The 19458-nt window shown below is 72.6% G+C and carries 21 protein-coding genes, 1 tRNA gene and 1 pseudogene; 7 read left to right on the forward strand and 16 right to left on the reverse strand.

The features are described from left to right. Positions 1-2 precede the first annotated feature (2 nt). From IEY98_RS01675 to IEY98_RS01700, 6 genes are all read right to left on the reverse strand, one after another. Positions 3-1349, reverse strand: coding sequence for a dihydrolipoyl dehydrogenase family protein (locus IEY98_RS01675; protein WP_229786453.1), 1347 nt, complete (start codon positions 1347-1349; stop codon positions 3-5). Between the two features lie 81 nt (positions 1350-1430). Beyond that, a complete protein-coding gene (locus tag IEY98_RS01680) occupies positions 1431-2078 on the reverse strand; it encodes a lytic polysaccharide monooxygenase auxiliary activity family 9 protein (RefSeq protein ID WP_373292298.1) in 648 nt (215 codons plus the stop codon). 95 nt (positions 2079-2173) lie between these two features. Continuing rightward, entirely contained in the window at positions 2174-3028 is an 855-nt protein-coding gene (locus IEY98_RS01685; protein WP_189208500.1) for a protein phosphatase 2C domain-containing protein, read from the reverse strand. Next, positions 3028-3756, reverse strand: a complete 729-nt coding sequence (locus tag IEY98_RS01690; RefSeq protein ID WP_189208501.1) for a vWA domain-containing protein — start codon at positions 3754-3756, stop codon at positions 3028-3030. The genes IEY98_RS01685 and IEY98_RS01690 overlap by 1 nt, the downstream gene beginning before the upstream one ends. A 10-nt stretch (positions 3757-3766) precedes the next feature. Then, positions 3767-5224 (reverse strand): DUF4407 domain-containing protein, encoded by a 1458-nt coding sequence (locus IEY98_RS01695; RefSeq protein ID WP_189208502.1) that lies wholly within the window; start codon positions 5222-5224, stop codon positions 3767-3769. Then, positions 5221-6516, reverse strand: coding sequence for a protein kinase family protein (locus IEY98_RS01700; RefSeq protein WP_189208503.1), 1296 nt, complete (start codon positions 6514-6516; stop codon positions 5221-5223). Before IEY98_RS01700 ends, IEY98_RS01695 begins: the two co-directional genes overlap by 4 nt. Positions 6517-6650: 134 nt before the next feature. Here IEY98_RS01700 and IEY98_RS33335 point away from each other — a divergent pair, with 134 nt between their 5' ends. Then, the gene (locus IEY98_RS33335) at positions 6651-7199 is read left to right on the forward strand and encodes an RHS repeat-associated core domain-containing protein (RefSeq protein ID WP_373292299.1); all 549 of its coding nucleotides are present in this window, start codon (positions 6651-6653) and stop codon (positions 7197-7199) included. 414 nt (positions 7200-7613) lie between these two features. On the opposite strand, the gene IEY98_RS01710 is transcribed toward IEY98_RS33335, so the two are convergent. The 5 genes from IEY98_RS01710 to IEY98_RS01730 all read right to left on the reverse strand — a co-directional run bounded on the left by IEY98_RS01710 (position 7614) and on the right by IEY98_RS01730 (position 11325). Next, positions 7614-7686, reverse strand: a tRNA-Ala gene (locus tag IEY98_RS01710). Positions 7687-7743: 57 nt separating this feature from the next. Further along, complete coding sequence (gene sepX / locus IEY98_RS01715) at positions 7744-8397, reverse strand: divisome protein SepX/GlpR (protein ID WP_189208505.1); 654 nt, start codon at positions 8395-8397, stop codon at positions 7744-7746. Positions 8398-8545: 148 nt separating this feature from the next. Then, positions 8546-9166 carry a GNAT family N-acetyltransferase gene (locus IEY98_RS01720; RefSeq protein WP_229786454.1) on the reverse strand — a complete coding sequence of 207 codons (621 nt, stop codon included), beginning with the start codon at positions 9164-9166 and terminating at the stop codon, positions 8546-8548. A gap of 28 nt (positions 9167-9194) precedes the next feature. Beyond that, entirely contained in the window at positions 9195-10418 is a 1224-nt protein-coding gene (glp, locus tag IEY98_RS01725; protein ID WP_189208507.1) for a molybdotransferase-like divisome protein Glp, read from the reverse strand. A 22-nt stretch (positions 10419-10440) separates the two neighbouring features. Next, the gene (locus tag IEY98_RS01730; protein WP_189208508.1) at positions 10441-11325 is read right to left on the reverse strand and encodes a UTP--glucose-1-phosphate uridylyltransferase; all 885 of its coding nucleotides are present in this window, start codon (positions 11323-11325) and stop codon (positions 10441-10443) included. A 24-nt stretch (positions 11326-11349) separates the two neighbouring features. Here IEY98_RS01730 and IEY98_RS01735 point away from each other — a divergent pair, with 24 nt between their 5' ends. Both IEY98_RS01735 and IEY98_RS33340 read left to right on the forward strand, forming a co-directional pair. Continuing rightward, a complete protein-coding gene (locus tag IEY98_RS01735; RefSeq protein WP_189208509.1) occupies positions 11350-11961 on the forward strand; it encodes a 5-formyltetrahydrofolate cyclo-ligase in 612 nt (203 codons plus the stop codon). A gap of 116 nt (positions 11962-12077) precedes the next feature. Continuing rightward, a pseudogene (locus tag IEY98_RS33340) lies at positions 12078-12218 on the forward strand (FmdB family zinc ribbon protein); the annotation flags it as partial. A gap of 14 nt (positions 12219-12232) precedes the next feature. On the opposite strand, the gene IEY98_RS33345 reads toward IEY98_RS33340, so the two are convergent. Then, positions 12233-12370: a hypothetical protein gene (locus IEY98_RS33345; protein ID WP_373292363.1), complete on the reverse strand. Its 138-nt coding sequence runs from the start codon at positions 12368-12370 to the stop codon at positions 12233-12235. A 130-nt stretch (positions 12371-12500) separates the two neighbouring features. Between IEY98_RS33345 and IEY98_RS01745 the strand changes: the two genes are divergently transcribed. The 3 genes from IEY98_RS01745 to IEY98_RS01755 all read left to right on the forward strand — a co-directional run bounded on the left by IEY98_RS01745 (position 12501) and on the right by IEY98_RS01755 (position 13817). Beyond that, positions 12501-13091 carry an SAF domain-containing protein gene (locus IEY98_RS01745; RefSeq protein WP_229786459.1) on the forward strand — a complete coding sequence of 197 codons (591 nt, stop codon included), beginning with the start codon at positions 12501-12503 and terminating at the stop codon, positions 13089-13091. A gap of 125 nt (positions 13092-13216) precedes the next feature. After that, on the forward strand, positions 13217-13621 hold the full coding sequence (gene mscL / locus IEY98_RS01750) for a large-conductance mechanosensitive channel protein MscL (RefSeq protein WP_189208512.1): 405 nt from the start codon (positions 13217-13219) through the stop codon (positions 13619-13621). A 13-nt stretch (positions 13622-13634) separates the two neighbouring features. Next, positions 13635-13817: a hypothetical protein gene (locus tag IEY98_RS01755; RefSeq protein ID WP_189208513.1), complete on the forward strand. Its 183-nt coding sequence runs from the start codon at positions 13635-13637 to the stop codon at positions 13815-13817. On the opposite strand, the gene IEY98_RS01760 is transcribed toward IEY98_RS01755, so the two are convergent. From IEY98_RS01760 to IEY98_RS01770, 3 genes are all read right to left on the reverse strand, one after another. Further along, positions 13818-14318: a MogA/MoaB family molybdenum cofactor biosynthesis protein gene (locus tag IEY98_RS01760; protein ID WP_189208514.1), complete on the reverse strand. Its 501-nt coding sequence runs from the start codon at positions 14316-14318 to the stop codon at positions 13818-13820. Positions 14319-14492: 174 nt separating this feature from the next. Continuing rightward, a complete protein-coding gene (locus tag IEY98_RS01765) occupies positions 14493-15545 on the reverse strand; it encodes a sensor histidine kinase (protein ID WP_189208515.1) in 1053 nt (350 codons plus the stop codon). Beyond that, a complete protein-coding gene (locus tag IEY98_RS01770) occupies positions 15545-16225 on the reverse strand; it encodes a response regulator transcription factor (RefSeq protein WP_308425815.1) in 681 nt (226 codons plus the stop codon). Before IEY98_RS01770 ends, IEY98_RS01765 begins: the two co-directional genes overlap by 1 nt. A 619-nt stretch (positions 16226-16844) precedes the next feature. Here IEY98_RS01770 and IEY98_RS01775 point away from each other — a divergent pair. After that, the gene (locus tag IEY98_RS01775; protein WP_189208517.1) at positions 16845-17507 is read left to right on the forward strand and encodes a TIGR04282 family arsenosugar biosynthesis glycosyltransferase; all 663 of its coding nucleotides are present in this window, start codon (positions 16845-16847) and stop codon (positions 17505-17507) included. A 131-nt stretch (positions 17508-17638) separates the two neighbouring features. On the opposite strand, the gene IEY98_RS01780 is transcribed toward IEY98_RS01775, so the two are convergent. Continuing rightward, the gene (locus IEY98_RS01780; protein ID WP_229786460.1) at positions 17639-19204 is read right to left on the reverse strand and encodes a trypsin-like peptidase domain-containing protein; all 1566 of its coding nucleotides are present in this window, start codon (positions 19202-19204) and stop codon (positions 17639-17641) included. Between the last annotated feature and the right edge of the window lie 254 nt (positions 19205-19458).

Consider the following 19458-nt stretch of genomic DNA (forward strand, 5'->3'; position numbering starts at 1 on the left):
GATTACGCCAGATCATCCAGAGCAGCGGAAATGGCGCGGTGGAAGGTGGGGTAGGCGAAGATCATCCCGCGCAGCGAGTCCACCGGGACCTCGGCGTGCACCGCGACGGCGAGCGCGCCGAGCACCTCGCCGCCCGCCGGTCCGACCGACGTCGCGCCGACGAGCACACCCCGTCCGGCGTCCGCGACCAGCTTGATGAAGCCGTCGTTGCCCACCTTGTGGATCCAGCCGCGCGACGACGACGGGATCAGCGTGCTGCCGACCCGGACGTCGACGCCGCGCTCCCGCGCCTGCGCCTCGGTCAGCCCGACCGCGCCCACCTCGGGGTCGGTGAACGTCACCCTGGGCACGGCGCGGTAGTCGGCGGACGCGGGCTCGCCCAGGATGTCGGCCACGGCGATCCCCGCCTGGTACATCGACATGTGGGTGAACGCGCCCTCGCCGGTCACGTCGCCGATGGCCCACAGCCCGTCCGCGGCGCGCATGCGCCGGTCGACCTCGATGCCCTTGGCGGACTCGTCCAGGCCGTACGCCCCGACGCCGAGCGCCTTGAGGTCGGTCCTGCGGCCGGTGGCGATCAGCAGCTGCCCGGCCTTCACCGTGTCGCCGTCGACGGTCACCGAGAACGCGCCGCCGTCGTGGCTCACCGACGTCACCTTCGCGCCGACGCGCACGTCGATGCCCTCGGCGGCGAACTGCTCCGCGATCAGCTCGCCCGCCTCCGGCTCGTCCCTGGGCAGCAGCCGGTCGGCGGACTGCACGACCGTGACCCGCGCGCCGAAGCGGCCGAACACCTGGGCGAACTCGCAGCCCACCGGCCCGCCGCCGACCACGACGACCTCCCCGGGCACGGCCTTGGCCCGCACGGCCTCCCGATTGGTCCAGAACGGCGTCCCGGCCAGCCCGTCGATGGGCGGCACGGCGGGCTCGGTGCCCGGGTTGAGCACGATCCCGCGCTCGGCGTGGATCGTGGTGTCGCCGACGACCAGCTCGCCGGGCCCGGTGATGCGCGCCCTGCCGCGCACGAACTCCACGCCCGCCTTGGTCAGCCGCTCGACGGCCACGGCGTCGTCCCAGTCGTCGGTGGCCTCGTCGCGGATGCGGGCGGAGACCATGGACCAGTCGGTGTGCACCTCCGCCGTCCCGGCCAGCTCCCCCACCCGGCGCGCCTCGGCCAGGGCGTGCGCGGCGCGGATCATCATCTTCGTGGGGACGCAGGCGTAGTACGGGCACTCCCCGCCGACGAGCCGCGCCTCGATCGCCGCGACCCGCAGGCCAGCGCCCGCGAGCCTCGTCGCCACCTGCTCCCCGCCCGGGCCCAGCCCGACCACCGCGATGTCCACCCGCACCGGCTTCTCCTCTCGACGACGTCAACTCTGCCACCGCCGGAGGGTCCCGGCCCCCGTGCGGGGGCCGGGAGCCGCTTTCCGCTACTGGAAGATCACATCACTGCAGAAGTAGTACGACTGGTCGAGGTGGCTGGCCTGCCAGATCGTGTAGACGATGTGGCGGCCCGTCCGGCTGCCCGCGTTGACGTCGACCTGGTAGATCCCGTTGCCGGGCGCGTACCGGCCGGTCGCGGTCACCAGCTGCAGGTCGCTCCACCGCAGCGGCTGGGTCGTGGGGTCGAAGCCCTGCCGGGTGATGTAGATCCGCAGGTAGTCCGCCCCGTGCCGGGCCTGGTCGGTGACGGTCAGCCGGAACTGCCTCGGCTTCACCGCCGCGTGCCAGGGCCCGACGGCGTCCAGCGACCGGTACCGGCCGCCCTCGGTCAGGCCCGCGCTGCACAGCTGCCCGTCGGGGATCGCGGCCTGGTGGTTGCCCCGCACGTTCTCCCGGAACAGCCCGTTCCAGTTCCACATCGCGTTCGGGTTGTCCCGCCACGCCTGCCAGCACATCGGGTCCTGCGTCGCCATCTGCGGGTTCTGGAAGTCGTGGCCCCACCGCTGCCAACACCCGTAGTTGCGCGACGCCGGGTCCGTCGCCGAGCCGTGCGCCGCCGCCGTGCCGGTGAACAGCCCCGACACCAGCAGCCCGACCGCGGCCAGCAGCACGGCCAGCCTTCTGCCTGTTCTCACGAGCGCCACATCGCCCTCCGCGTTGAGGAATCACCAACTGGTTGGGAGCGCTCCCAGTTCCTCACCTTAGGTGGCGCGCGGGATCTTGGGAAGCCCTAGACCCAGACCGCGACGGCGGTGCGGTCGTCGTCGTAGGTCTTGCGGGCGAAGCCGACCTGCGCGGCGAACTCCAGCTCCGGCGGCGGCGTGCGCCACAGCTCGGCCAGCGCGGCGCCCACCTCCCCGGCGCCGTCGCCGAGCGGGTCCCCGACGCCGTCGGAGAGCACGACCAGCACGTCACCGGGCTGGACGTCGGCGCGCGCGAGCACCGGCGTGGCGGGCAGCGGGAGCGCCCGGACCGCGGAGGTGTGGATGTCGGCGCCGTCGTTCTTGACCGGCTGCAAGGGGAACCAGCCGCCGCGGAGCAGCCAGATCGACGTGTCGCCCACGCTCGCCCCGTACAGGCCGCCGGTGGCCAGGTCGAGCACGGCGAACGACGCCGTCGTGGCCATCCGCTCGGCGACCTCGCGCGCGGTCAGCCCGCGGTCGCCGAGGAGGTCGGCGCCGAAGTCGGCGATGTCGGCGGCGATCACCTCGAACAGCTTCTCCCACGGGATGCTCGGCGCGTCCATTGTGGACAAGATGTCGCACAGGTGGTCGCCGCCCTGGCGGACGGCCCAGCAGGCGGCCCGGTGCGAGAGCGCGCCCGCCGACACCCCGTCGGCGACGGCCGCGATCACATAGCGGCCGTCGTCGGTGGTGCGGACCAGGTACTCGTCCTGGCGGACCTTGCCGTAGTGGCGGTGGGACAGGCCCCGCACGCTCGCGGCGCGCACATGCGCCGTGCGGCCCCCGTAGTGGACGGCGTAGCCGTCGATGACCGTGTCCGGCCGGTGCCAGTGCGCCGGGTCGGGGGCGGGCACCACGCTGCCGAACGCGCGGCCCGGCTCGCCGATGACGTAGGCGCCCATCAGACGAAGTCGTCGTCGGCGCCGTAGGACTTGACCCCGCCGGGCAGCTCCTCCTCGGGCGGCAGCAGGATGCCGGAGTCGCCAGCGGCCAGGCTCTGCCCCGACGCCAGGATGCTGGAGATCAGGATCTCGGCCATCATCGTGATCGCCTTGGCCGCGTCCTCGCCGGCATCGGCCAGGAACATCCGCATCGGCTTGCCGCCGCGCGCCGGGTGGATCAGCCGCTGCAGGATCGCCGGGTCCGCGCCCTCGACCCCGCACGGCACGACGTTGGGGAACATCGGGAAGCCCCGGCCGGTCTCCTTGTCGAACGCGGTCAGGTCGGTGAAGGCGGACACCCAGTCGTTCTCGCGGTCGGTGGGCGCGCCGTCGCTGAGGAAGAACACCGCGGGCCGGTGCACGGCGTACCCGTCGGCCTTGAGCTGCTTGACGTTCGCCTCGATCTCGGTGCGCAGCAGGCGGAAGGCGGCCATGTAGGACGTCCCGCCGCGCACGGACAGCTGGGGCAGCACGACGTTCTCGTCGAGCACGTCGCACAGCGGCAGCCGGACCTGGGCGTCGTCGGAGAAGTCGAGCACGCCGAAGCGGACCTTGTCGGACAGGATCGGCGCCTTGGCCAGCGCGTCGACCACCGCGGGCATGATCCGCGCCGCCGCGTCCAGCTTGGCCCCGGACATCGAGTACGACACGTCGATCACCAGGTAGAACGGGAGCAGCTTTCCGCGCATTGGTCTCCTCCTAGTAGTGGTGTCCGTTGGTGTGCACCGGGCGCAGCCGCACCGTGTCCTCCGGCGAGCCGTACGCCGCCTGCCCGTACGGGGTTTGCCCGTATGGCGCCTGCCCGTACGGGGTTTGGCCATGCGGGGCCGAGCCGGTCGGGCCGAAGTCGTGCGGGCGGACGTGGGCGCGGTACCAGCGGTCGAGTTCCTCGTCGGTGCGCGCCATCGCCACCTCGGCCCACACCTCGACCGAGCGCAGCGCGATGGCGCTCTGCCGCTCCACCAGCTTCTCCGTGGCCCGCCTGCCCACCTCGATCTGGGCGTCGACGCGCTGCTGGGCCACCGCGACGCGGGCGTCCTCCTCGGCCTGGCGCAGCTTGCGGTCGTTGGCGACGCGCAGTTCGTCGTCGGCGTCGGCGGCGTCGTCGGACCGCGCGGCGATGCGGTCGTAGAGCGAGTCCGACCCGACGCTCATGAGGACCTTGACCAGGATCGGCAGGATCTCCACGAACAGGAACAGCAGGAACAGCATCAGCCGGGCGGTCGCCGCGCCCGAGTGCTCGTCGCCGATCCGGTCGAGCGCGGTCAGCCGGGCGAGCATGCCGCTGTTGCCGTTCTGCGCCTCGTGGGCGTCGGCCTCGGCGGCCCGTTTGCGCTCCTGGGCGACAGACAGGTCGCTCTGCACCTCCGGCAGCTTCGCGCGCGCGGCGGCCACGGCGGCGGCCGCGCCCTCGTCCATCCGGTCCGTGGCCGCGGCGGTGACCTCGTCGAGCTTGCGCTTGGCCGCGTCGCGGTCGGCCCTGGCCCGGTCGGCGGCGGCGCGCTTCTGCCGCTGCGACTCGCCGACGCCGGGCACGCCGCTGCCGCAGGTGCCGTCCAGTTCGCACTGCGCGATGCGCTCGGCCTCGCGGTAGATCTCGTCCGCCCGCTCGTAGGCCTCCTTGGCGGCGACGACGTCGGGGTCGCCTGCCACGGACGGCCCGTCGCGGCCCTCGATGACCGCCAGCAGCCGCCGCTCCTCGACGGTGAGGTCCTCGATCTGCCGGAAGGCGGCGTCGAGCTCGACCTGGCTGCGCTGGTACGCCTCGGCCCGCATGGACGTCAGCTCGGCCTCGATCTCCGGCTGGAAGATCCGCAGCACCAGCGGCGTGGACACCACCGCGCCGATGACGAACGCCAGGGCGAGCCGGGGCACGGCCACCGCGGCCTTGTGCCAGAACCCGGACACCGACCCCATGCTGATCACCAGCATCCGGTCGAGGTTGAGGATGACCACGAACCAGACCAGCGCGGCGGCGACGGCGGCGACCGGCCCGAGCCCGAGCGCGGAGTGCAGCGCGAAGAACGCCGACACGCCCGCCAGCCCGGCCGTGGTCAGCAGGACGCCGCCCATGGCCGCCTGCTTGCCCAGGTCGCCGGGCGCGCGGGCGAGCACGTCGGGGCGGGCGCCCGCGAGCCGGGCGAGCAGCTGCCTCATGCCGCTCCTTCCGTGTCGAAGGTGAGGACCGGGCCCGCCCCGATGACGTCCTCGGGGGTCATCGACGCGGCCAGCGGGACGGTGAGCCGCAGCGGACCGGCGGCGCGCGCGACGTCCGCGGCGAGCGCGGGCGCCGGGACCGGCGCGGGCGGCACCGGCACGAACATCGGCGGCACGGGCAGGCCGACGTGCGGGAACACCAGCGACGGCAGCGGCGCGGGCAGCCACGCCGTCTCCGGCGGCTGCACCACCGCGACCGGCCCGATCACCTTCACGTCGACGCCGAGCTCGTTGTGCGCGTGGACCTGGACGAACCCGCTGCGCTCGACGTCGGCCAGCACGGTCCCCCTGCCCGCCTTGCCGTCCACGCGCACGGCGAACCCGCCCGAGCGCACCTCGACGGTCGTGGCGTGCTCCGCGGCCCAGGCCACCTCGACCGGCTGCCCGCGCAGGACGTGGTCGCGGCCCAGGCTCGCCGCGGTGATCACCGGCGGCTCCTCGGGCTCGCCGAGCAGCGCGTTGAGGTGGCGGCGCCAGTCCCGGGCGCTCGGCCGGACCGCGGGGTTCGCGTGCAGCGCCCTGGTCAGCAGGTCCATGCCCACGGCGTCGAGCACGGCGGCCGCGGGCGCTGGGTCGGTGTTGTTGGACGCGTCGGCGCCGGGCAGCAGGCAGCGCAGGACGAACAGGCCGTACTTGTAGAGGTCGGTCGCCCTGGTCAGCGGCCCCGGCTCCGGCGGGATCCAGTCCGGGGAGTTGAGCTGCGAGTGCCGCGCGACGACCCCGCGCGGGCGGACGCCGTCGCAGTCGATGAAGAAGACCCCGGTGGGCTCCAGGCGGTAGAGCTCGTTGGCGTGGTTGATGTCGCCGAAGACGACTTCCAGCTCGTCGTGGAAGAACGCGAGCGCGGCGGCCATGTCCCGGCACAGCGCGATCCGGGCGCGCATCGACGGCACCTCGTGCCCGAGGCGCGCCATGCGGCCGGGATCGATGAACAGGTTCTGCACTTCCCGCGCGTGCCGGGCGACGGTGTTGCTGCCGGGCAGCGAGATCTCCGCGGTGTACCGCGCGGGGATGCGCGGCATGACGATCCCGACGACCTCGCCGCCGTCCTCGACCACCCGACACGGCCACGCGGCCAGGCTGTCCAACCGATCCCGCCGCTGCAGATCCAACGCCCCGCGCACGGCGACGATGGTGCGCAGGCGCGCAGGCTCCCCGTGCGGCCTGCGGTACTCCTTGAACACCAAGGGCCCCGGCCGGTCCGGTGAGGACCACTTGGGCAACTCGTACACCGAGGCCTCGCCACCACGCCCGAGAAGCTTCCCGATCTCCCCCAGCCGCGCACGATCGACGGCGATCTCGGGACTTCCCAACGGGGTCACAACGCTCCAAACGGTCGCGGCACGTGTGCGGCAAACATAGGAGTGTGATCACGCCGTCGGCCCGTTTGTGGAGAAAGTGTCCTGAAGCTGTCAGGTCCCGCGGAGTCCCTCTTCCCGTCGACCAGACCGACACCGACGACCACGAGTTCGCCGGGGCGGCTGGCCCGCCCGCTGAGGAGCCCTGGCCATGCTCAACACCAACGGCCCAGCCGCAGCCACCACCCCGTTCCGCCACATCGGCGGCTACACCCCTCAACAACGGCCTGCTGATAGTCGGCTACCGCTACTACAACCCCACCTGGGGCCGCTTCACCCAACCCGACCCCACCAACCAGGAACGCAACCCCTACGCCTACGCCCAATCCGACCCGATCAACAATTCAGATCCCACCGGCGCCCAGTCCGTCGACCCGTGTCTCGGCGTCAACCTCGGTGCCATCTCCGTCGCGGCAGGCCTCTTGACAGGCGGCGTCGGTCTCATCGCCGCCTTCACCACAGTAAGCACGTTCGGCGTCGCCACCGGAATCGCTGCTCTCGGAGGCACACTCATCGGCGCCGTCGGTGCAACCCCACCAGGAGAAGCGTGCGCATGACCAACTACATGCCAATCGTGTTCGGCGCCATCGGGACACTCCTCGGCATTGCGGCCATCCTCATCGCCATGCGAAGCAGACGAAAGAAGTAATGGCAACCAAGGTCGAGCTCTGCCGGGCGCCAGCCGATCTGCGCGGCGGCGGCGTAGGTGGCATGCAGCGCCAGGTCGCCCCGGCCCGTGACGCCAGGTCGTGGGCGATGTCCTCGGCGGTGTCGAGTCCCGCGTCCAAGAACGCGACAGCTGCCCTCACCCGAGTAGCACTCCGGATGCTGAAGGGCGCCTACGCCCCGTACACGCGATGTGACGACCAGCAGCGTAAGCCGCTCCGACCTGGGAGGCGGCTTTCTTGCCATGAAAACCGTAGAGGGCCTACTAGCGGACTGGAACAGTCCTGCTAGTAGGCCCTCTGGGGTGGAGCTGAGGGGAATCGAACCCCTGACCTTCTCGATGCGAACGAGACGCGCTACCAACTGCGCTACAGCCCCGTAAGTGGTGCGCGGAGAGCATAGCAAGGGTCTCCGCGCACCCTCGGACAGGGGGTCCTACTCGCCCACCGCTCGGCGGTACGACAGCTCTCGGGGGTCGCCGAGGTCGTCGAACCAGGGGTCCTCGTCGTCGATGTCGACGGCGACGGCGCCCGGGTGGGTGGGGCGGGTGGCCGGGCGGGGGGCGTAGTCCTCGACCGGGCGGGCGTGGTGGCGGCGGGCGGCCTGCATGCGGGCGAGGCGCCTGCGGCGGATCTCGTCCTCGATGCGGACCTGCCTGCGCAGGTACGTCAGGTACCCGACCAGCAGGACGTCGATGCCGCCGTGGGCCCACCACAGCCACGGCGTGGCCACCCCGGCGACCACGGCGGTGGCGACGGCGGCCAGCAGCATCAGGACGACCACCCGCTGGCGGAACCGGTACTTGGCGCGCGCGGCGCGGGCGGCGGCGTCGGGGTCGAAGCCGCCGCGGCCGGGGCGGTAGCGGCGGGGTTCGATGTCGTCGTCGGCGAGCTGCTCGTCGTCCATGGGGAACTCCTCCCGGACGTGGGCGTCGTCATCGTCGCTTGGTTCGTCAGCAGCGCGGACGACGCGACCGGCGAGGGTGGATTCGGTGGTCCGGGCAATCTCCTGGCGCTTGCGCACGACCATCGGGACGAGAACGACGAGCCAGGCCACGACGAGCGCGACCACGATCAACGAGCTGGGCATGCCCCGGTACCTCCCCCTGTCCGTTCTCCCACGATGCTCCCTGCCTTCGCCACGTTAGTCACAACAGTCACACGTGTGGCGGAGGCGCGCCGCACGTTATCGCCCGTCCGGGTGGTCGCGCAGGGACTTTCCCCCGTAACGGTCTTGATCAAACTTTTTCCGCTGGGGCCGCCCTGCCCTCGGCGAGCAGCCTCGCGACCAGGCCGCCGGGGATGTCCTCTGTGGTCAGCGCGAGGCACCGGTGGTCGCGCCAGTCGCCCGCGACGTCGAGGTAGCGGCGGAAGAGGCCTTCCTCGCGGAACCCCAGTTTGGCCAGCACCCGCAGGCTGGGGACGTTCTCCGGCCGGACGGTCGCCTCGACGCGGTGCAGGCCCGCGCTCGCGAAGCAGTGGTCCACCACCATCGCGACGGCCGCCGTGGCGACACCACCACCCGCGGCATGGGTGCCCACCCAGTAGCCCACCCATCCGGAGCAGAGCGCCCCTCGGACGATGCCACCGACGGTGATCTGACCCGCTGGCCGCCCGTCGAGGACGATCACCAGCGGGATGGAGACACCGCGGCGAGCGAGACCGCGAAGAGTGCCCCATTGGGCAAGCCAGGCCAGCGGCGAGTTGCGGTCCTCCCACGTGCCCGGCGCGACCGGCTCCCACTCCTCCAGGTACCGGCGGTCGCGCAGCCGCACCCGGCTCCACGTGCCGCCGTCGCTCAGCCGCGGCGGCCGCAGCTCCACGACGCCCGCGGGCACCCGCAGCGGACCGAGCCGCACGGGCCATCCGGGGTGGCGCCCGGCCGGGTCAGCCACGCTGGGCGAGGAAGCTGACCTGGACCCGCTCACCGGCCGCGACCTCCGTGGTGTCCTCGTCCACCAGGATCAGGCAGTTGGCCTCGGCCAGCGACGCCAGCAGGTGCGAGCCGGACAGGCCGAGCGGCTGGACCAGGTAGTCGCCGGTCGACTCGTCGCGCAGCAGCTGGCCGCGCAGGAAGCCGCGGCGGGCCTTTGTGGACGTGATCGGGGACAGCAGGGCCGCGGTGACCACCCGGCGGTGCGGGTTGCGCTTGCCCTGGGCGGCGCGGATGAGCGGGCGCACCATGACCTCGAAGACGACCAGCGCGCTCATCGGGTTGCCGGGCAGCAGGAACGTCGGCACCGCGTCCGGGCCGAGCCTGCCGAAGCCCTGCACCGAGCCGGGGTGCATCGCGACCCGGGTCATGTCGATCTCGCCGAGGTCGACCAGCGCGGCGCGCACCTCGTCGGCCAGGTCGCCGCCGACGCCGCCCGCGATCACCACGATCTCGGAGAGCAGCAGCCTGCTCTCCACGGCCTCGCGCAGCTTGCGCGGCTCGGCGGGCACGATGCCCACGCGCACGACCTCGGCGCCCGCGTCGCGCGCGGCGGCGGCCAGGGCGTAGGAGTTGACGTCGTAGACCTGGCCCTCGCCGGGGGCGCGGTCGATGTCGACGAGTTCGTCGCCGACGGAGATGATCGAGACCCGGGGACGCGGGTAGACCAGCACCTTGGCCCTGCCGACCGCGGCGAGCAGGCCGACCTGGGCGCTGCCGATCACGGTGCCGCGCCGCACGGCGACGTCGCCGGTCTGCACGTCCTCCCCGGTGCGGCGGACGAACCCGGCCGACGGCACCGGCTGGTGCACGGTGACCCGCGCGTGGTGGCCGTCGGTGTAGCCGGTGGGCAGCACGGCGTCGGCGAGGGTGGGCAGCGGCGCGCCGGTCGCGATGCGCACCGCCTGCCCCGGCTGCAGCCTGCGCGGCTGGCGCGAGCCCGCCGCGATCTCGCCGACGACCGGCAGCACCACCGGCTCGTCCGCGGCGGACTGGGTGTCGACGCTGCGCACCGCGTAGCCGTCCACGGCGGCCTGGTCGAAGCCGGGCAGCGCGCGCTCGGCGACGACCTCCTCGGCGCAGAGGAGCCCCTGCGCCTCGGAGATGGCCACCCGGACGGGCGCAGGCCGCACCGCCGCGGCCAGCGCACGCTCGACTTGCTCGTCGACAGACCTCATCCGCACTCCCTGAACCCCCTGGTCACGCCAGCCGTTGCGTCAGCCACGCGCGCAGGTCGTCCCCATACTCCGGATGGTCGAGTGCAAAGTCCACGGCGGCGCGCAGGAACCCGCCCGGATTTCCCAGGTCATGTCGCCCGCCGCGGTGCACGACGACGTGCACCGGGTGGCCCTCGGCGATCAGCAGCGCGATGGCGTCGGTGAGCTGCAGTTCCCCGCCCGCGCCGGGGGTGATCCGCTTGAGCGCGTCGAAGACCGCGCGGTCGAGCAGGTAGCGGCCCGCGGCGGCGAAGGTCGACGGGGCCTGGTCGGCGGGCGGCTTCTCCACCATGCCGTTGACCTTGAGCACGTCGGTGTCGGCGGTGGGCTCCACGTCGAACACGCCGTAGGCGCTGATCTGGTCCTTGGGGATGTCGAAGGCGCAGAGGACCGTGCCGCCCTTGCGGGTGCGCACGTCGGCCATGCGGGCGAGGACGCCGGTGGGCAGCACGAGGTCGTCGGGCAGCAGGACGGCCACCGCGTCGTCGTCGCCGCGCAGGTTGGGCTCGGCGCAGCCGACGGCGTGGCCCAGGCCGAGTGCCTGTTCCTGCAGCGCCGTCTCGACTTCCAGGAGCGCGGGGGCGCGGCGGACCTTGTCCAGCAGGTCGGTCTTGCCGCGTTCTTCCAGCGTGCTCTCCAGTTCCGGGCGGGGGCGGAAGTAGTCGACGACCGCCTCCTTGCCGGGCGAGGTCACGATGACCAGGCGTTTCGCGCCCGCCTCTGCCGCTTCGCGGGCGACGTACTCGATGCCGGGGGTGTCCACGACCGGCAGCAGTTCCTTGGGAACCGACTTCGTGGTGGGGAGGAACCGGGTGCCCAGACCCGCTGCGGGCACGATGGCGGTGGTGAATGCGCTCGACGCGTTCATGGACAGTCAGCCTAACCTCGTGGGGTGGCCGGCTCTGGACGTGATCTCGACGCGACGCGGGCGTGGACGAAGGACCAGTGGCGCAGGGCGCTGCTCAGCGAACGCCGACGGGTCCCGGCGAGCGCCCGGTTCGCCGAGGCGATCAAGCTGACGGGCAGGCTCACCGAGGGCCGCGTCGTGCGTCGCGGGGACACGCTGTGCGGGTACGTGCCGATCGGGTCGGAGCCGGGGTCGTGGCAGATGCTCGACGAGGTGGCCGACCGGGGCGTGCGGATCCTGCTGCCGATCGTGGTGGGCAGGGAGCCGCTGGACTGGGCCTGGTACGACGGCAGGGAGTCGCTGCGGCCGGGGCCGTTCGGGCTGCTGCAGCCGATCGGCGAGCGGCTGGGCCCCGCCGCGCTGCGCATCGCCGACGCCGTGCTGGTGCCCGCGCTGGCCGTCGACCGGGCCGGGGTGCGGCTGGGGCGCGGGGCCGGGCACTACGACCGCTCGCTGGCGCTGGCCGCGCCGGGCACGCCGCTGATCGCCGTGGTGCGCGACCAGGAGGTGTTCGACCACCTGCCCGCCGAGCCGCACGACATCCGGATGACGGCGGTGCTGACGCCGGAGAAGGGGCTGCGTCCGCTGGGGGCATGACGGAGGTCACTTCCGGCCGCTTGCGCTGGTGTTTGCGCTCACGGTGGGTGGTGACGCAGAATTGTTTGGCACTCTGGCTGGTCGAGTGCCAGAACTGACGGAGAGGAACCGCGGTCGTGCCCACGTATCAGTACGCCTGTACGGCCTGCGACCACCGTTTCGAGGCGGTCCAGAAGTTCACCGACGCTTCGCTTACCGAGTGCCCGGAGTGCACCGGTAGGCTGCGCAAGCTCTACGGCTCGGTCGGTGTGGTGTTCAAGGGCAGCGGCTTCTACCGCAACGACAGCCGCTCGGGGACCAAGAGCACGACGTCCAGCGACTCGTCGTCCTCCACCACGGAGTCGAAGCCCGCAGCTAAGGCGGAGTCGTCCACGGCGTCCTCCACCTCGTCCTCCTCTACGACGACCACCACCACCGCCAAGGCGTCCTGACCTGCGGTTTCCCCGGTTGTCCACAGGCGCCGGGGCAACCCTGGCAGCGAGTGCTGCCCCGCTCCTACCGTCGGAAGGGACAGATCCGACCGACCTGGGGAGCCCGTGGTGCCTCGTGCCGTTCTCGACCGCCTGACCCGTCCGCTCAGCCTGCGCCGCGCCGCCGCTGGCGTGCTTGTGCTGCTCGCCGCCGTACTCGCGTTCACGCCGTCGGCGCGGGACGGGACGGCGCCCGTGCTCGTCGCCGCCCGCGACCTGCCCGCCGGGGCCGTGCTGTCGGCCGCCGACGTGCGGTCCGTCCGGATGCCGCCGGACCTCGTGCCCGGCGCCGCGCTGGCCGAGGCGTCCGAAGTGGAGTCGGCGGTGCTGGTGGCCGCCGCGAGCGCGGGCGAGCCGCTCACCCGGACCCGGCTGCTCGGGCCGGAGCACGTCCGCCTGGCCGCCGGTCCCGGCCAGGACGCGGTTCCGCTGCGCCTGGCCGATCCCGGGGTGGCGCGGCTGCTGCGGGCCGGTGCGCGCGTGGACGTCGTGGCCGCCGAGCCGCACGCGGTGGTGGCGCGCGACGGGGTGGTGCTCGCCGTGCACGGCGCCGACTCGGCGCGGGACGGGCCGGTGGTGCTGCTCGCCCTTCCGGGGGATTCGGCGACACGGGTGGCCGCCGTAGCTTTGGAGCGGCCGGTGGGCGTTACCCTGCGCTAGCGGTTGATCGCCGAGGCGGTCCGTCCCGCTGGTCAGGCCTGCTTTCGGCGGGCCCTAGACCGCCCATGCCGACACACCCCACCCCCGGACGGTTCCCCCGCCGTCCCCTGCGAACGGAGCAACCCGTGTTCAAGGGCTTCAAGGACTTCCTGATGCGCGGCAACGTCGTCGACCTCGCGGTCGCCGTCATCATCGGCGCGGCGTTCACGACCATCGTCACCGCGTTCACCAACGGCCTCATCAAGCCGTTGCTGAGCGCGATCGGCGGCAGCGACGCGGCGCAGGGCCTCGGGGTGCGCATCCTGAGCGAGAACCCGGCGACGTTCCTCGACTTCGGGTCGGTGATCAACGCCGCGATCAACTTCCTGATCGTCGCGGCGGTCATCTACTTCGTGATCGTCCTGCCGGTGAAGACCATCCAGGAGCGGCGCAAGCGCGGGGAGGAGGCCGGTCCGGCCCAGCCCACCGACGTCGAGCTGCTCATCGAGATCCGCGACCTGCTGCGCCAGCAGAACCACGCGGGCAAGTGACACGATTGGGGGTATGACGGAGTCCGACAACCCGAGCCCGGCCGAGCGGGCAGCGGCGGTCCGGCGCGCCGAACTCGACCGGATCTTCGGCGAGGTGCTGCCGGAGACCACCCGGGACGAGCGCGGCGACGGCGAGGACGAGCGGCGCGGGGACGACTGGTACCAGCGCAATCGTCCCCCGCACCACGAGGGCTGATCAGCTCGCGTAGATGTCCGACAGCTCGCCGATCACGTACGGCACCAGGGTGGACAGCGTGGCCATGCCGTCGCGCACGGCGCTGCGCGACCCGGCCAGGTTGACCACCAGGGTGCTGCCGGAGATGCCGACGAGGCCGCGCGAGATGCCCGCGTCGACCGCGCCCGCGGCCAGGCCGGAGGAGCGCAGGGCCTCGGCGATGCCCGGGATGGGCCGGTCGAGCACGCCCTGCGTGGCGTCCGGGGTGACGTCGCGGGGGGACACCCCGGTGCCGCCGACGGTGATGACGAGGTCGGCGCCGCCGATCACGGCGGTGTTGAGGGCGTTGCGGATGGCGACGGTCTCGCCCTCGACGGGGACGACGCCGTCGACGATGAAGCCTGCTTCCTCCAGCAGCTCGGTCACCAGCGGCCCGACGGAGTCGTCCTCCTCCCCGTGCGCCAACCGGTCATCCACGATGACGATAAGAGCCCTGCCCAGCTGCTGCGCGCTGCGTTCCATGCCGCCAACCGTAGTCGTCCGCCCGGCGACGGGCCGCTGCGAGTGATCCGTGTCGTGCGGGTCGTGTTCCTGACGAAATCGTGACGGCCGCTCGCCCACCGACGGTGAGGCGTGCTCGGGCGGTGGCGGCGTGACTTCGTCGTGGTCTGGCGCTGGCGTCGGGTGGTCCTGGGGTCAGGCGCTCGCCAGGGGGAGGCGGACCTCGAAGCGGCAGCCGGGGCCGTGGTTGCGGGCGGCGATGCGGCCGTGGTGGGCCTCCACCAGGCCCTTGGCGATGGCCAGGCCCAGGCCGCCGCCCGCCGGGTCGGGGTTCGGGGTGGGTGGGGTGCGGGCGGGGCTGCCGCGGAAGGCGACGTCGAAGACGCGGGGCAGGTCGGCTTCGGGGATGCCGCCGCAGGCGTCGGCGACGGCCAGCACGGCGTCCTCGCCCTCGACGCCGACCTGGATGGCGACGGTGCCGTCCGGGGGCGTGTGGCGGATGGCGTTGGAGACCAGGTTGCGCACCACGCGGGCCAGCTCGGGGTCGCTGCCGAGGACCACTGGCCAGGCGTCGGCGTGGGCGTGGATGGTGACGCCCTTGCGACTGGCCACGGGGGTCTGGGCGGCGAGCGCGTCGCTGACGACGTCGCGCAGCGGGACCTCGGACAACGTCAGGCGGAGCGCGCCCGCGGTGATGCGGGAGAGCTCGAAGAGGTCGTCGACCATGCCGGAGAGGCGGGTGGCCTCGTCGCCGATGCGGTCGGCGTAGCGGCAGACCTCGTCGGGGGCGGACACGACGCCGTCGGCGAGGGCCTCGGCCATGGCGCGGATGCCCGCCAGCGGGGTGCGCAGGTCGTGGCTGATCCAGGCGACCAGTTCGCGGCGGGAGGCCTCGGCGCCGCGCTCGCGTTCGCGGGCCTCGCGCTCCCAGACCGTCCGGGCGGCGGTGCGGCGGCCGAGGAACACCGCGACCGGGACGGTGACGACGGTGACCAGCAGGCACACCAGCAACATCGTCGTCAGCGTCGTGTTGAACATGAACCCGCAGATGCCGAGCACGCCCGTCACCATCGCGGCCAGCGGAACCAGCACGAGCACCGTCATCGAGGTCGACAGCGCGCGATCACGCAACAGATGCAGCACGAGCGCGCCGACGGCGACGACCGGGAGGACCAACAGCAACGCGTACGGCAGGATCTCCACGACGTGCCCGATCATCTGCCGCATGGTCTCGTCGTCGTCGACCATCACGTGCTCCTGTCGTAGCGGTACCCGACACCCCAGACCGTGCTGATGCGGGTGGGTTTGGCGGGCGCGCGCTCGATCTTCTCCCGCAACCGTCGCACATGGACGGTAACTGTGGACCGGTCGCCGAACTCCCAGCCCCAGACCTCATGCAGCAGCCGCTCGCGGGTGAACGCCTCGCCGGGGTGGGCCATCAGGAAGGCCAGCAGATCGAACTCGCGCGTGGTGAGGGCCAGCTCCACCCCGTCCATGCTCGCCTGGCGGGCGGCCGGGTCCACCCGCAGCCCACCGTCGACCAACACGGCCGCCACGGGCGGAGCAGCATTGGCCCGCCGCAACACCGAGTCGACCCGCAACGCCAACTCCCGGGGGCTGAACGGCTTGGTGACGTAGTCATCCGCTCCCAGACTCAGCCCCGCGATGCGGTCCTCCTCCTCGCCGAGCGCGGTCAACATGACGACCGGGACAGCACTGCGCTCTCGCAGCCGCCTGCACACCTCCAGCCCGTCGATGCCGGGAAGCATGAGGTCAAGCACGACCAGGTCCGGCCGATGCTCGGCAGCCCAGGCCACCCCCTCCTCGCCGGTAGCCGCCAACACGACCTCATGCCCAGCCCGCTCGAGGTACCGCCGCACCACGTCGGACACGGTCATGTCGTCGTCCACCACGAGCACGCGCCCCATCAAACTCCACCTCTCAGCTGCCCAAAAGAACTGCTGCGCCCGGGATGACAACGCCGCCTCGACCTTTCCGCCCCGGAAGATACGCCCGCCGCAACGACCACCCCGCCCACGAAGCGCACCCAGTCCACGTCCTCCGCCAACACCCGGCACAAACCACCGCCCCACGGCAACGCCGCACTCCCCGCGCACCGCCCCACGGGATAGTCGTTCGACCAGAACGCGCCCGCCTCTGGACCAACGACCGGCCCCGAAACCGCTCGCCCCGACCTGTGCCGCCGAATTACCCCGCAAACGTTTTCGTCCTGCGGTTGCAACCTGACCGCCCGGGACGGCGGGCCCATTCCCCGAGCGACGAGCGCCCTTGCCCCGAGCAGCCTGAGCGCGCCGTCCCTGCTCCCGGTCCTGCGGCACACCGCCGACGGTAATCCAGCGAACTCAGCACCAGCCGGTCCGAGCTACGACGTCACCGATCGGTAAGGACGTGGTGACGAGCGCCGATTACCGTCAATCCATGGACTCGGCCGCCGTCTCGACTTCGTCGGGGGTGTGTATGGCCGGATGCCCGGGTACTCGGTTGAACTGCTGATCCGTGGCGCGATGATAGGGCGGGAGTGCTGCGATGACCGTACTGCTCGTGATCGCCGAGGCGCCGGTCGCCGGGTTGGTGAAGACGGGGTTGATTCCGCCCGCGTCGCCTGCTGAGGCCGCGGATCTGGCGGCTGCGGGGCTCCTCGACACGCTGGCGGCCGTCCGAGCGACGCCGGGTGTGCAGCCGGTGGTCGCCTTGGCAGGCGACGTCCGCGCGGCCGAGCGGGGCGAGCAGGTGGCTGAGGCCTTGTCGGGATGCGTTGTCATCGGACAGCGCGGGCGTGGCCGGGCGGATTGTCTGGCCAACGCCTACGCGGACGTGGCCGTCCGCTACCCGGGGGAAGCGGTCGTGCAGATCGGGATGGACACCCCGCAGGTCACCCCGCCTCTGTTGGCCGCGGCTGCGAGCGGGCTGGACTCCGTTGATGCCGTGTTGGGCCTGGCTCTCGACGGTGGCTGGTGGGCATTGGCACTCCGCGATCCCCGGTCGGCAGGTGTCCTGCGGACGATTCCGGTATCGAGGGCCGACACGGGCATTCGGATCCGGCACGCGCTCATCGAGGCAGGCCATCGGGTCGGCAGCCTACCGCGGTTGTCCGATGTGGACACGCTGGCGGATGTCGACCTGGTCGCCGAGGCCGCGCCCGGGACGCGGTTCGCCGAGGCCGCGCTGCTGCTCCGTGCCCGTCGCTGACCCTGCGCCCGGCGGACCCACTCGATGAGCGGCGGCCGCGGCGGGCGGGAGGGGATCCGCCGCGCCGCGGCCGTCCGCGGAGGGCTCCTCGGCTGGGAGCCGCCGGCTCGGGGGCAATACGAGCCGGGCGTTCAGTTGACCTCGACCGGTTGGCCGCCGAGGGTGGCTTCGACGGTTCGCTCGCCGTCGCCGATCACCAGGGTCACCTTGTCGCCGGGGGCGTGGGCTCGGACGGCGGCCACCAGGGCGTCGGCGCCGTCGATCCGGCGGTCGTTGAGGCGGGTGATGACGTCGCCGGGGGCGAGGCCCGCCTTGGCGCCGCCGCTGTCGGGCACCACCTCGTTGACCAGTGCGCCCAGGCCGTCGGGGTCGTCGCGGACGGTGACGCCCAGGACGGTCTGGGTGGCTTGGCCGGTGTCGATGATCTGGTCGGCGGTGCGGCGGGCCTGGTTGATCGGGATCGCGAAGCCGATGCCGACCGAGCCCGCCTCGCCGGAGCCCGCGCCGGGGCTGTAGATCGCGGAGTTGATGCCGATGACCTGGCCCTGCATGTTGACCAGCGGACCGCCGGAGTTGCCGGGGTTGATCGCGGCGTCGGTCTGGATGGCGTCCAGGACGGTGGCCTGGCTGCCGTCCTCGCCGCCTGCGCGAGTCGGGCGCTGCAGGGCGCTGATGATGCCGGAGGTGACGGTGCCCGCCAGCTCGAACGGCGACCCCACGGCGACCACGCTCTGGCCGACCCGCAGGTCATCCGAGCGCCCCAGCTCGGCGACGACGAGATCGCCGATGTCCTGCGCCTTGACCACGGCGACGTCCGATGTCGGGTCGCGCCCGACGACGGTGGCCCGGGCGGAGCGGCCGTCCTGGAACACCGCGGTGATCCGCCCACCCCCGGCGGCGGCCTCGATGACGTGGTTGTTGGTGACGATCAGGCCGTCCTCGCTGATCACGAAGCCGGACCCCTCACCGGCAGCGTTCCGGCCGCGCACCTGCAACTGGACGACGCTGGGCAGCACCTTCGCCGCCACCGCCTCGATGGACCCCGAGGGCGCGGGCGTGTTGGCCTGCTTGGCGGGCGGCGGCACGTTCAACGCGTTGGCGCTCGACGAGCCCGCCTGGCTCTCGGCGACGAGGTAGCCGCCCGCGGCGCCCGCCCCGCCGCCGACGAGCAACGCCAGCGCGGTCACGCCCGCGATCAGGGCGCCGGACCGCTTCTTCTGCGGCTGCTGGAAGCCACCGGTCGAGGAATGGTGGGCGTGGTGCCCGGGGGCGGAACCGCCGAACAGAACCTGCTGCCCGGACGGCGCCGTGTGGGTGGGACGGGCCCACTCGCTGTGCTGCCAGGACTTGGTGTCGTGGGGCCGCTCCCAGCCGGTGGCCTCGGACCGGTGCTCGGTGGAGCGCTGGTCGGCCGGGCCGTGGTTCCCGGGATAGCCAGCGTGGCCGTACCCGACCGGCTGGCGGTCCGCAGAGCCGTGATCGGCAGGACGCTGCGCGGAGGGGCTGCGGTCGGCGGGATGACCAGCCAGGCCGTGGTCGACAGGACTGTGGTCGGAAAGGCCACGGTTGCCGGGCTGGTCGGCCTGGCCGTGGGCCGCAGGATTCTGGTCGGAGAGACCATGGTTGCCGGGCTGGTCGGCCTGGCCGTGGGCCGCAGGATTCTGGTCGGAGAGACCATGGTTGACGGTGCGGCCCAAGGCGGCCGGGCGTTGGTCGGTGGAGCCTTGGTCCGCCGGACCTTGGTCGGCGGGGCGCTGCTCGGTCAGGCCATGGTCGGCGGAGCGTTGGTCGGTGGGAGCGCTCGACGGGGCGTCGGCGGGGTGGCCGTCGGTGCGGCTGGGCGGTGACTGGGGGGCGGAGCCACCGTCGGCGGCCGAACCAGCAGCGGTGCCGGAATCAGCGCCAAAGCCAGAGCCAGCGGAGGCGCCAGTACCAGAGCCAGCGGCGGCGC

Origin of the sequence: Actinokineospora fastidiosa (genome assembly GCF_014648415.1) — a bacterium.
GTDB classification, from domain to species: Bacteria; Actinomycetota; Actinomycetes; order Mycobacteriales; family Pseudonocardiaceae; genus Actinokineospora; species Actinokineospora fastidiosa.

Bases quoted from the DNA above. Each gene is read 5' to 3' on its own strand.
- IEY98_RS01685 (WP_189208500.1), bottom strand. From the start codon at position 3,028: ATGGGCGCCTACGTCATCGGCGAGCCGGGCCGCGCGTTCGGCAGCGTG.
- IEY98_RS01690 (WP_189208501.1), bottom strand. From the start codon at position 3,756: ATGCGCGGAAAGCTGCTCCCGTTCTACCTGGTGATCGACGTGTCGTAC.
- IEY98_RS01695 (WP_189208502.1), bottom strand. From the start codon at position 5,224: ATGAGGCAGCTGCTCGCCCGGCTCGCGGGCGCCCGCCCCGACGTGCTC.
- sepX (WP_189208505.1), bottom strand. From the start codon at position 8,397: ATGCCCAGCTCGTTGATCGTGGTCGCGCTCGTCGTGGCCTGGCTCGTC.
- glp (WP_189208507.1), bottom strand. From the start codon at position 10,418: ATGAGGTCTGTCGACGAGCAAGTCGAGCGTGCGCTGGCCGCGGCGGTG.
- IEY98_RS01730 (WP_189208508.1), bottom strand. From the start codon at position 11,325: ATGAACGCGTCGAGCGCATTCACCACCGCCATCGTGCCCGCAGCGGGT.
- IEY98_RS01755 (WP_189208513.1), top strand. From the start codon at position 13,635: ATGACGGAGTCCGACAACCCGAGCCCGGCCGAGCGGGCAGCGGCGGTC.
- IEY98_RS01760 (WP_189208514.1), bottom strand. From the start codon at position 14,318: ATGGAACGCAGCGCGCAGCAGCTGGGCAGGGCTCTTATCGTCATCGTG.
- IEY98_RS01765 (WP_189208515.1), bottom strand. From the start codon at position 15,545: ATGGTCGACGACGACGAGACCATGCGGCAGATGATCGGGCACGTCGTG.
- IEY98_RS01770 (WP_308425815.1), bottom strand. From the start codon at position 16,225: ATGGGGCGCGTGCTCGTGGTGGACGACGACATGACCGTGTCCGACGTG.
- IEY98_RS01775 (WP_189208517.1), top strand. From the start codon at position 16,845: ATGACCGTACTGCTCGTGATCGCCGAGGCGCCGGTCGCCGGGTTGGTG.